Source organism: Streptomyces sp. NPDC041205 (genome assembly GCF_055591765.1).
The window spans coordinates 152,232-162,732 of record NZ_JBVIZH010000004.1 but is presented as its reverse complement, the minus strand read 5'-3'; the positions used below and the strand labels follow the sequence as shown (position 1 = coordinate 162,732).

At 73.8% G+C, this 10,501-nt stretch carries 8 protein-coding genes; 2 read left to right on the top strand and 6 right to left on the bottom strand.

What is annotated here, in order from left to right; genetic code table 11:
- The first annotated feature begins 48 nt into the window (after positions 1-48).
- A complete protein-coding gene (locus tag ACZ6BG_RS20565) occupies positions 49-2,586 on the top strand; it encodes a polysaccharide lyase family 8 super-sandwich domain-containing protein (RefSeq protein WP_469003339.1) in 2,538 nt (845 codons plus the stop codon).
- Between the two features lie 13 nt (positions 2,587-2,599).
- Here the strand turns inward: ACZ6BG_RS20565 and ACZ6BG_RS20560 are convergent, their stop codons facing one another.
- The 4 genes from ACZ6BG_RS20560 to ACZ6BG_RS20545 are packed head-to-tail and all read right to left on the bottom strand — an operon-like array spanning position 2,600 to position 7,430.
- Entirely contained in the window at positions 2,600-3,667 is a 1,068-nt protein-coding gene (locus ACZ6BG_RS20560) for an XdhC family protein (RefSeq protein ID WP_469003336.1), read from the bottom strand.
- 39 nt (positions 3,668-3,706) lie between these two features.
- The gene (locus ACZ6BG_RS20555) at positions 3,707-5,854 is read right to left on the bottom strand and encodes a xanthine dehydrogenase family protein molybdopterin-binding subunit (RefSeq protein ID WP_469003334.1); all 2,148 of its coding nucleotides are present in this window, start codon (positions 5,852-5,854) and stop codon (positions 3,707-3,709) included.
- Complete coding sequence (locus tag ACZ6BG_RS20550; protein WP_469003332.1) at positions 5,851-6,852, bottom strand: FAD binding domain-containing protein; 1,002 nt, start codon at positions 6,850-6,852, stop codon at positions 5,851-5,853. Before ACZ6BG_RS20550 ends, ACZ6BG_RS20555 begins: the two co-directional genes overlap by 4 nt.
- Positions 6,849-7,430 carry a (2Fe-2S)-binding protein gene (locus ACZ6BG_RS20545; protein WP_469003330.1) on the bottom strand — a complete coding sequence of 194 codons (582 nt, stop codon included), beginning with the start codon at positions 7,428-7,430 and terminating at the stop codon, positions 6,849-6,851. The genes ACZ6BG_RS20550 and ACZ6BG_RS20545 overlap by 4 nt, the downstream gene beginning before the upstream one ends.
- Before the next feature lie 390 nt (positions 7,431-7,820).
- On the opposite strand from ACZ6BG_RS20545, the gene ACZ6BG_RS20540 reads away from it, so the two are divergent.
- Positions 7,821-8,420, top strand: coding sequence for a TetR/AcrR family transcriptional regulator (locus ACZ6BG_RS20540; RefSeq protein WP_469003328.1), 600 nt, complete (start codon positions 7,821-7,823; stop codon positions 8,418-8,420).
- Positions 8,421-8,523: 103 nt separating this feature from the next.
- Here the strand turns inward: ACZ6BG_RS20540 and ACZ6BG_RS20535 are convergent, their stop codons facing one another.
- Together ACZ6BG_RS20535 and ACZ6BG_RS20530 are read right to left on the bottom strand one after the other, a co-directional pair.
- Positions 8,524-9,498 carry an alpha-ketoacid dehydrogenase subunit beta gene (locus tag ACZ6BG_RS20535; protein ID WP_469003325.1) on the bottom strand — a complete coding sequence of 325 codons (975 nt, stop codon included), beginning with the start codon at positions 9,496-9,498 and terminating at the stop codon, positions 8,524-8,526.
- On the bottom strand, positions 9,491-10,498 hold the full coding sequence (locus tag ACZ6BG_RS20530) for a thiamine pyrophosphate-dependent dehydrogenase E1 component subunit alpha (RefSeq protein WP_469003323.1): 1,008 nt from the start codon (positions 10,496-10,498) through the stop codon (positions 9,491-9,493). Before ACZ6BG_RS20530 ends, ACZ6BG_RS20535 begins: the two co-directional genes overlap by 8 nt.
- Between the last annotated feature and the right edge of the window lie 3 nt (positions 10,499-10,501).

Sequence of the window (10,501 nt, the reverse complement as noted above, 5' to 3'; positions counted from 1 at the left end):
GCTTGACTCCGCCCGCCGGAGCGGCACCTCACGGGCGGAGGAACCCTGATGGACATCACCCGCAGACGCCTGCTCTCCGCGCTGTCGGCGGCGGGACTCCTCGCCGTGGTCCCGGCGGGGCCGGTGAGCGCGGCGGCCGCCGCCGAAGGGGTGGCACGGCTGCGCGCCAACACCGTGGCGGTGTTCGCCGGGACGCCCGAGTCCAACGCCCGCCCGGAGGCCGCCGCGAAGCTCGCCGCCGTCGAGAGAGCGGCGCGGGCGAACCTCAAGGCGATGGACGGCGCGGGCGCGGGCGAGCTGTTCGCCGGTCTGGTCCTCGGCACGGACGACGCGAACCTCCACACCGCCTACCGGTGGCTGTACGAGGTCGCCCTCGCCACCCGCTCCCACGGCGGCGGCCTGTACGGGGACGCGGACGCGCGGCGGCGCGTGATCGACGGCTTGGTGTGGCTCCACGAGCGGTACTACGGCGATCAGTCGAAGGGCTATTACGGCAACTGGTTCAACTGGGAGATCGGCATTTCCCAGCAGGTCAGCAAGACCCTGGTCCTGCTGTACGACGAGGTGCTCGCCCAGCGCCCGGACCTCGCGCGCACCTATGTCGCCTCCATGGACGCCTATCTGCGCAACGGCACCGACGGCGACGTGAACCTCGACTCGCGCTTCCACACCGGCGCGAACCTCGCGGACATCACCACCAACCGCGTCCTGCAGGGCGCGCTCCTGGACGACACCGCCCGCATCCGCAAGGCCCTCACCGACCAGCTGACGGTGTTCGCCACCATCGACCCGTACCACCTCGACCACGGCGTCACGGACGGCTATTACGCCGACGGCTCCTTCATCCAGCACGCCTCCGTGGCGTACACCGGCTCCTACGGCAAGGGGCTGCTGACCCGGGTCGTGCAGACGCTGAAGATCCTCGACGGCACGGGCTTCGCGCACGGCGAGGAGCTGGTGCCCGTGGTGCACGGGTGGGTGCGGAACGGGTTCGCGCCGCTGATCTTCGAGGGCTGGATGATGGAGATCGTCAAGGGGCGCGCGGTGTCGCGGACCGACTCCGGCTACACGGACGTCGCCGTCGTCGTCGAGGCCGCCGTCGATCTCTCCTCGCTCGCCGACGGCGCCGTGGCCACCGCCCTGAAGGGCTATGTGAAGCACATCCGCGAGACCTCCCGCGCCACGCTCGACCCGGCCCGCTTCGTCTCACCGATCAGCGTCGTGCGGTACGCCGACATCCTCGCCGACGCGTCCGTCCCCGCGGCCGACCTCAACCCCGCCGCGCGCAGCGTCGCCTTCAACGCGATGGACAAGACCGTGCACCGCAGACCCGGCTACGCCTTCGCGCTGTCCCGCAGCTCGGCGCGGATCAGCAAGTACGAGTACATGAACGGCGAGAACCTCATGCCCTGGTTCCAGGGCGAGGGCGCGCACTACCTCTATCTGTCCGGGCAGGACCAGACCCGGGCGTACGGCGTGGACTACTTCACCACGGTGTCGCCGTACGCGCTCGGGGGTGTCACCGCCCCGGCCGAACAGCGGCGCACCGTACCGGAGTTGTACGGCAAGCCGTACTACGACAACCCCGGACACCCGCTGAACTTCACTTCCTCGTCGGAGTCGCAGAACAAGTACGTCTACTTCCCGCGCGGCACCCACGCGCACTCGGGCGGCGCGGTGCTCGGGGCGTACGGCGCGGCCGGGATGGTGCAGTCCAGCGACGTCGCCTTCCGGGACCGCGAGGTGCTGCCGGACGACTTCGTGGTGCACCGCAACGCGGCGGCCACCAAGTCGTGGTTCCTGCTCGACGACGAGATCGTCGTTCTCGCGGCGGGGGTCGGGGACCCGGCCGGGCGGGCGGTGACGACGGCCGTCGACGCGCGGATCGCGGCGCCGGACGACGCGGTGTCCGTCACGGGGGTGCGCGACGACGGGCGGCCCTGGTCCGGCCCGGGCACGGCGGAGCTGCGCTGGCTGCGGTACGCCAACGCCACGCAGGGCACCGCCGTCGGCTATCTCTTCCTCGACGCGCCGCCGGTGCGGGTCGCCCTGGACCGGGTGACGCGCAGCCGCCGCGTCGTGCGCGCCGCGAACCCGGACACGGCGGTGACCCGCCAGGTCCTCGGCGTGTCGGTGGACCAGGCGGCCGGGGCGCGCCCGATCCGTCTCGCCTACGCGCTGGTCCCGAACGCGGACGCGTCCCGGCTGCGGTCGTACGCGAAGGGGCCCTTGCGCGTCCTCGCCAACTCCCCCCGCGCGCAAGCCGTGTCCCACCGCGGCCTGGGCCTCACGGCCCTCAACACCTTCACCTCGGGCCGCCACGACGTCGGGTCCCTGCGCGTCGCGGGCCCGTCGTCCCTCCTCGTCCGCCGCCCACCGGACTCCGGCCTGACGTCCCTCGCCGTGTCCGACCCGACCATGCGGCGGGACACGGTCAGCGTGCTGCTACGCGGGGGACGGCTGCGGGAGGTGACGGCGGACGAGGGGGTGCGGGTGCGGGCGGTGCCCGAGGGCACCCGCATCGACGTCGCCACGCGCCACGCGTACGGCCGGAGCTTCACGGTGACGCTGCGCGGGCCGCGCTGACACCGCCCCTTCGTCACGCGGCCACCGCGTCGTGGTGGATCGGCGTGTGCGCCCCGCGCAGGGGCACGCCCGTCCCGCCACGGCGCGCGGCGACGATCTCCGCCGCGATGGACAGCGCCGTCTCCTCCGGCGTCCGGGCGCCGAGGTCGAGCCCGATGGGCGAGTGCAGCCGGGCCAGCTCTCCCTCGGTGACCCCGGCGTCGCGCAGCCGGGCGTTGCGGTCCTCGTGGGTGCGCCGCGACCCCATCGCGCCCACGAAGGCGACCGGCATCCGCAGGGCCCGCACCAGCACCGGCACGTCGAACTTGGCGTCGTGCGTGAGCACGCACAGCACGGTGCGCGCGTCGGTGTCGGTGCGCTCCAGATAGCGGTGCGGCCAGTCGACGACGATCTCGTCGGCCTCGGGGAAGCGGCCGGGCGTGGCGAAGACGGGCCGGGCGTCGCACAGCGTCACGTGATAGCCGAGGAACTTGCCCGCCCGCACCAGCGCCGCCGCGAAGTCCACGGCCCCGAACACGATCATGCGCGGCGGCGGCACGCTCGACTCGACGAGCAGGGTGAGCCCGCCGGGGCAGTGCGCGCCGTCCTCGGACACCTCCACGGTCCCGGTCCGGCCCGCGTCGAGCAGCGCCCGCGCCTCGGCGGCCGCGGTGCGGTCCAGGCCCCGCTCCCCGCCGAGCCCGCCCTCGTACGTGCCGTCGGGCCGCACCAGGAGCGCACCGCCCAGGAGGTCGTCCGGGCCCCGGGCGACCCGGACGAACGCCGCGGTCCGCCCGGCGGCGGCCTCGTCGAGGGCCGCCTTGTACACCGGGCGGTCCGGGGCGCCGGCGCCGACCGGGGTGATGAGGATGTCGATGACGCCGCCGCAGGTCAGGCCGACGGCGAAGGCGTCGTCGTCGCTGTACCCGAAGCGTTCGAGGACGCTGTGACCGTCGTCCAGGGCCTGGGCGCACAGGTCGTAGACGGCGCCTTCGACGCAGCCGCCGGACACCGAGCCGATGACGGTGCCCTCGCGGTCGACGGCGAGGGCGGCCCCGGGCGGCCGCGGCGCGCTGCCGCCGACGGCCACGACGGTGGCCACGGCGAACTCCCGGCCCTCCGGCGCAGTTCGTCGGCGATGTCAAGCACGGGTCCGCCCTTCGAGCCGGGCGCCCGCGCCGAGCACCCGGTCGGGGCGGATCGGCAGCGCGCGGTGGCGGACGCCGGTGGCGTGCCAGACGGCGTTGGCGATGGCCGCGGCGCCGCCGACGATGCCGATCTCGCCGATGCCCTTGATGCCGACCGGGTCGCCGGGGGCGGGTTCGCCGATCCAGTCCGCCTCGATGACGGGGACGTCGGCGTTGGCGGCGAAGTGGTAGCCCGCGAGGTCGCCGTTGGCGAGGGCGCCCGAAGCGCGGTCCCTGACGGCCTCCTCGTGCAGGGCCATGGACAGGCCCCAGATCATGCCGCCGATCAGCTGGCTGCGTGCGGTGAGGGGGTTGACGATGCGTCCGGCGGCGAAGATGCCGAGCATGCGGCGCACCCGCACCTCGCCGGTGCCGACGTCGACGGCGACCTCGGCGAACTGGGCGCCGTAGGAGTGCCGTTCGAGCTCGGACTGCGCGCCGATGGCCTCGGTGGTGTCGGAGCGGACGGTGATGCCCTCCGGCGGGATGTCCGCGCCGAGGGCGAGGCGTTCACGCAGCTCGGTGATGGCGGCCATGACGGCCCAGGACCACGACCGGGTCCCCATGGAGCCGCCGGACAGCCAGGCCTGGCCGAGGTCGCTGTCGCCGATCCGTACCCGGACCCGCTCCGTCGGCACGTCGAGGGCGTCGGCGGCCACCTGGGCGAGCGCGGTGCGGGCGCCCGTGCCGACGTCGGCCGCGTTGATCCGCACGGTGAAGGTGTCGTCCGCCTCGGCGGTGACCGCGGCGGTCGACGGGGCCGCACCGGCCGGGAAGGTGGCCGCGGCCGTGCCCGTTCCGATGAGCCAGCGGCCCTCGCGGCGCACGCCGGGGCGCGCGTCGCGGTCGGCCCAGCCGAAGCGGCGGGCGCCCTCGTGGAAGCAGGCGAGCAGGTCGTTGTCCTCGAAGGGCAGCCCCGTTACGGGCCCGACGGTGGGTTCGTTGCGGGCGCGCAGCTCGATCGGGTCGAGGCCGCACTTCTCGGCGAGTTCGTCGAGGGCGGACTCCAGGGCGAACGACCCGGGTGCCTCTCCCGGAGCGCGCATGAACGTCGGCGTGGGCACGTCGAGCGGCACGACGTGGTTGGCGGTGCGGTGCGCGTCGGCGTCGTACAGGGCCCGGCCGAACGCGCTGCTGGCCTCGACGAACTCGGTCAGGGTCGAGGTGAGCGAGACACCGTCGTGGTCGAAGGCGCGCAGCCGTCCGTCGGCGTCGGCGCCGAGCCTGACGCGCTGGGTGGTGGGGCTGCGGTAGCCGATGAGGGAGAACATCTGACGGCGGGTCAGGACGACGCGCACGGGGCGGCCGACGACGGTGGTCGCCATCACGGCGAGCACGTTGTGGGCGCGGGCCATGGCCTTGGAGCCGAAGCCGCCGCCGATGTGCTCGGAGCGCACCCGCACCGACGCCGGGTCGAGCTGGAACAGCGTGGCGATCTCGTTGGCCGTCGCGAAGGTGCCCTGGCTGGAGTCGACGATCTCGAGCCGGCCGTTGTCCCAGCGTGCCATCGCCGCGTGCGGCTCCATGGCGTTGTGGTGTTGTTCGGGCGTGCTGTAGCGCTCGTCCACGAGCACGGCGGAGGCGGCGAGTTCGGCGTCCAGGTCGCCCTTCTCCGTGACCGCGGGGCCCATGGCGCTGGCTTCCGGCGTGTAGCGCGCGGGGTGGTCGGCGTGGAAGTCGACGTCGTGCGGCTCGGTGTCGTACTCGACGACCAGCGCCTCGGCGGCCTCCCTGGCCTGTTCGGAGGTCTCGGCGACGACGAACGCCACCGGCCAGCCGATGTGCGGCACCCGGTCGCGCTGCAGGATCTCCGCGACCGGGTCGGGCCCGAACTGCCCGACGAAGTTCTCCTGGAGCCGGGGCGCGTTGCCGTGGTGGAGGACGGCGAGCACGCCGGGCATCCGCAGGACGGGTCCTTCGTCGACGGAGCGGACGCGGCCGCGGGCGACGGTGGACACGACGATCCAGCCGTGGGCGAGTTCGGCGTAGGGCACCTCGCCCGAGTAGCGGGCCTCTCCGGTGACCTTGGCGAGGCCCTCGATGCGGGTGCGCGCGGCGCCGACGGCGCCCTTGCCCCGGGCCGTTCCGGTGGCGGTGGTCATCGGGCGGCCCCCTCGGTCGCTTCGGTCAGCTCGCTCAGCAGGGCCACGGTCAGGTTGCGCAGGAGCGGCACCTTGTAGCCGTTGTCGGACAGGGGCTCGGCGGCGGCCAGTTCGGCGTCCGCGGCGGCGGCGAAGGCGGTGGCCGTGGCCGGTCCGCCGGTCAGGGCCGCCTCGGCCGCCCGCGCCCGCCACGGCCGGGACGCGACCGCCCCGTAGGCGAGTCGCACCTCGCGTACGACGCCGTCCTGGACGTCGAGCGCGGCGGCGATCGAGCCGATGGCGAAGGCGTACGAGGCGCGCTCGCGGACCTTGCGGTAGCGCGAGTGGGCGGCGACGGCGGCGGGCGGCAGGGTGATGCCGGTGATCAGGGCCCCGGGCGGCAGCGCGGTCTCGCGGTGCGGGGTGTCGCCGACGGGCAGGTAGAAGTCCGCCAGGGGCGTCTCGCCGGGCCCGTCGACGGTCTCGTACGAGATGACCGCGTCGAAGGCCGCGAGTGCCACCGCCATGTCGGAGGGGTGGGTCGCGACGCAGTGCGCGGAGGCGCCGAGGATCGCGTGGTTGTGGTGCTCGCCCTCGTGGGCGGAGCAACCGCTGCCGGGCACGCGCTTGTTGCAGGGCCTGGCCGTGTCGGCGAAGTAGCCGCAGCGGGTGCGCTGGAGCAGGTTCCCGCCGACGGTGGCCATGTTGCGCAGTTGCCCGGAGGCGCCCGCGAGGACGGCCTGGGCGAGCGCGGGGTAGCGGCGGCGGACCTCGGGGTGGGCGGCGAGGTCGCTGTTGGTGACGGTCGCGCCGACGCGCAGGCCGCCGTCGGCTGTCACCTCGATGCCGTCGAGGGGCAGTTCCCGCACGTCGACGAGGAGCGCGGGCCGTTCGACGCCGGACTTCATCAGGTCGACGAGGTTGGTGCCGCCGCCGAGGAAGCGTGCCTCGGGGTCGGCGCCGAGCAGGGCGACCGCTCCGGCGACGTCGTGGGCGCGCTGGTATCCGAACTCCCTCATGCCACCGCCTCCTTGGCCGCCGTGTCATCGGCCCGCATCTCGTCGGCGGCGCGGGCGACCGCCCGCACGATGGACACGTACGCCCCGCAGCGGCAGAGGTTGCCACTCATGCGTTCGCGGATCTCGTCCGGATCGAGCGGCGGGGCCGCCTCGGGCCGGACGTCGGCGGTGGCGGCGCTCGGCCAGCCCGCCGCGTGCTCCTCGATGACCGCGATGGCGGAGCAGATCTGGCCCGGTGTGCAGTAGCCGCACTGGTAGCCGTCCAGGTCGAGGAAGGCCTGCTGGACCGGGTGCAGCCGGTCGCCGTCGGCGACGCCCTCGATGGTGGTGATCTCGCGGCCGTCGGCGGCGACCGCGAGTTGCAGGCACGACAGGCTGCGGCGGCCGTCGAGGAGGACCGTGCAGGCACCGCACTGGCCCTGGTCGCAGCCCTTCTTCGTGCCGGTCAGGTCCAGGCGCTCGCGCAGCGCGTCGAGCAGGGTGGTGCGGTGGTCGACGGGGAGGGTGTACTTCTCGCCGTTGACGTTCAGGGTGATGCCGCTGGACGTCGTGGTGGCGCCGGGCGTCGGTGGAGCCATGGTCGGCCTTCTTTCGCGGTTGCTGGTGCGGTGCGCGACGGGCGCCGGAGTGCTGGGGCGGCGCGGGAAGGGGAGCTTCGGGAGGTGAGCGGTGTCCGGAAACTGACGTGGGTGCGGGGAGGCGGCCAGGCTGAAGCAGAAGGGCGGGCGCCGCGCACGGCGGCGTCTCCTCGGGGGTTCAGGGCAGGCGTCCTGGTGAGGGCACCGAGCGCTGACGGCAGTCAGATGCCACCGGCCGTCTGCATCCGGCCATACCTGACGCTATGGTGGAGTGGACTCAAACGGACAGCTGTCCGTTACCCGTGGAAATTTAGCGGACACCTGTCCGCTTAGCAAGGCCGTTCCTCGCCCGGCGCGGGACACGCGCCCGAACCGACTGGAGGACGACGAGTGCGGGAGAAGCGCGAGACACCCCTGCGCTCGGACGCGCAACGCAACCGCGAGCGCATTCTGGCTGTCGCGCTCGAGGAGCTGACGCGGTCCGGCGACGCCCCGCTGAGCGCGATCGCCAAGAAGGCCGGCGTCGGACAGGGCACGTTCTACCGCCATTTCCCGAGCCGCGAGGCACTCGTCCTCGAGGTCTACCGCAACGAGGTACGGCAGGTGGCCGACGCGGCCGGGCGGCTCCTTGAGACCCGGTCGCCGGCGTGCGCGCTACGGGAGTGGATGGATCACCTCGCCCGGTACGCGATGACCAAAGTGGGCCTCGCCGACGCGATGCGGGTGGCGACCACCAGCCACGGCACGCTGATCAGCGTGGCGCACGGCCCGCTGACGTCGGCGATCACCCTGCTGCTCGACGCCAACGAGGAGGCGGGCACGATCCGTTCGGGCGTCACCGCCGACGACTTCCTGCTGGCCATCGCCGGGCTGTGGCAGATCGACCCGCACCAGGAGTGGCAGCCGCGTGCCGGGCGCCTGCTCGACCTCGTCATGGACGGCCTGCGGGCCGGCGCGCCGGGGGGCCGGGCGCCGGCCACGGACGGCTAGCGGCTCCCTGGTGGACCTGCCGCCAACGCTCTTCCCTGCGGCCCGGCCGCCAACGGCCTCCTCTGCGGACCGGCCGCCGACGGCCCTGCCTCCCCGGCCACCGCTAGCGCCCCTCCTTGCGCACCTGCTGAATCGCTGTCACCAGCTGGTCGCGGTGCGGCTGCGCCGCGCGGTCCAGCTCCAGCGCGAACGGCAGCACCGCGCCGTCGGGCCGTGTGATCCGGCGCGGCGGCGCGACCAGGCGCATCTCCTCGGCGGCCGCGGCGACGATCTCGGCGCCGAGCCCGCAGAAGCGGTTGGAGTCGTCGATGACGACGAGGCGCCCCGTGCGGTTCACGGACGCGGCGAGGCCCTGCCAGTCGAACGGGTACACCGTGCGCGGGTCGAACACCTCCACCGACACCTCGTCGGCCAGTTCCTCCGCCACCTCCACGGCCTGCCCCACGAACTGGCCGACCGCCACCACCGTGACGTCCGTCCCCGCCCGGGCCACATGGCCGACGCCGAGCGGCAGTGGCGCGAGCTCGGCGAGGTTCACGCTCTCGAAGCTCATCGACGAGGCCGCCGGGGTGAGCACCACGACCGGGTCGTCGTCACGGATGGCCGACACCATGAGGCCGTAGGCGTCCGCGGGCCCCGACGGCACCACGGTCTTCAGACCGACGTGCGCGAACAGGCTGTACGGCTGGTCGGAGTGCTGGCCCGCCCAGCCGGTCCGGGAGCCGGACCCGGGCACCAGATAGGTGACGGGCACCTTCACCTGACCGCCCGTCATGAGCGAGAACTTGTGCGCCTGGTTGGCGATCTGCTCGAAGACCAGGAACATCAGCGACGGGATCTGGAACTCGATGACGGGCCGGTGCCCGGACAGGGCGGCGCCGGTGGCGAAGCTGGTGAACGCCTGCTCCGACAGCGGGGTGTCGACGATCCGCTCCGGGCCGAAGCGCTGCACGAGCCCCTTGGTGACGTTGGCGACGCCCACCCGGATGTCCTCGCCGAACACGCAGACGTCGGGATCCCGCTCCAGTTCGTCGCCCAGGGCGCGGGTGAGCGCGGTCAGATAGCCGAGCTTAGGCATGGGTGCTCACTCCCGCCCGGGGCCGCAGGCCCGTCGCGTACAGATGGTCGAGTGCGTCGGCGGGGTCGGGCCTCGGGCTGTCGAGCGCGAACCGCGCCGCCGCGTCGAGGGCGGCCTCCACCTCGTCGTCGACGCGGGCGCGCTCGCCCTCCGGGATCCGGTCGGCCTGGATCCGCACGGGGTCGCGGCGGCGGCCCTCGTCCACCTGCTCGGGGGTGCGGTAGCGCACGAACGACCGGTGCTCCCAGGTGTGGTGGGCGTCGAACCGGTAGGTGCGGCACTCCAGGAACGCCGGTCCCCCGCCCGCCCTGGCCCGCTCGGTGTGCTCCCGCGTGGCGGCGGCCACGGCCTCGGCGTCCATGCCGTCGACCATCTCGGCGGGCATCCCGAAGGCGGCGGCGCGGCCCACGATCGTGCCGGCGACCATGTCCTCCACGGTGGCCGTCGAGGAGTAGCCGTTGTTCTCGCACACGAAGAGGACCGGGAGCCGCCACAGCGACGCCAGGTTGAGGGACTCCAGGACGACGCCCTGGCTGACCGCGCCGTCGCCGAAGAAGCTCACGGCGACCCGGTCGGCGCCCGCGCGCGCCGCCGCCCACGCGGCACCGGTCGCGATCGGGGCACCGGCGCCGACGATGCCGTTCGCGCCGAGGATGCCGAGGCCGACGTCGGCGGCGTGCATGGAGCCGCCGCGCCCCTTGTTCAGTCCCGTCGTGCGGCCCATCAGCTCGGCCGTCATGCGGTTCAGGTCGGCGCCCTTGGCCAGGACGTGGCCGTGGCCCCGGTGGGTGCTGGTGATGACGTCGTCGGGGCGCAGCACTGCGCACACCCCGGCGGCCACGGCCTCCTGGCCGATGTAGGGGTGGATGCCGCCGACGATCTCGCCCGCCTTCACCAGCTCGATGCAGCGCTCCTCGAAGCGGCGGATCAGTCGCATGGTGCGGTAGAGCGCCACCGCGTCCGGACCCGGCCCACCGGTGTCCGCTGAGGGTTTGGGCATGCT

Excerpts from the sequence above, each read along its gene's own strand:
- ACZ6BG_RS20535 (WP_469003325.1), bottom strand. The coding sequence starts at position 9,498 with ATGCCTAAGCTCGGCTATCTGACCGCGCTCACCCGCGCCCTGGGCGAC.
- ACZ6BG_RS20555 (WP_469003334.1), bottom strand. The coding sequence starts at position 5,854 with ATGACCACCGCCACCGGAACGGCCCGGGGCAAGGGCGCCGTCGGCGCC.
- ACZ6BG_RS20565 (WP_469003339.1), top strand. The coding sequence starts at position 49 with ATGGACATCACCCGCAGACGCCTGCTCTCCGCGCTGTCGGCGGCGGGA.
- ACZ6BG_RS20550 (WP_469003332.1), bottom strand. The coding sequence starts at position 6,852 with ATGAGGGAGTTCGGATACCAGCGCGCCCACGACGTCGCCGGAGCGGTC.
- ACZ6BG_RS20530 (WP_469003323.1), bottom strand. The coding sequence starts at position 10,498 with ATGCCCAAACCCTCAGCGGACACCGGTGGGCCGGGTCCGGACGCGGTG.
- ACZ6BG_RS20545 (WP_469003330.1), bottom strand. The coding sequence starts at position 7,430 with ATGGCTCCACCGACGCCCGGCGCCACCACGACGTCCAGCGGCATCACC.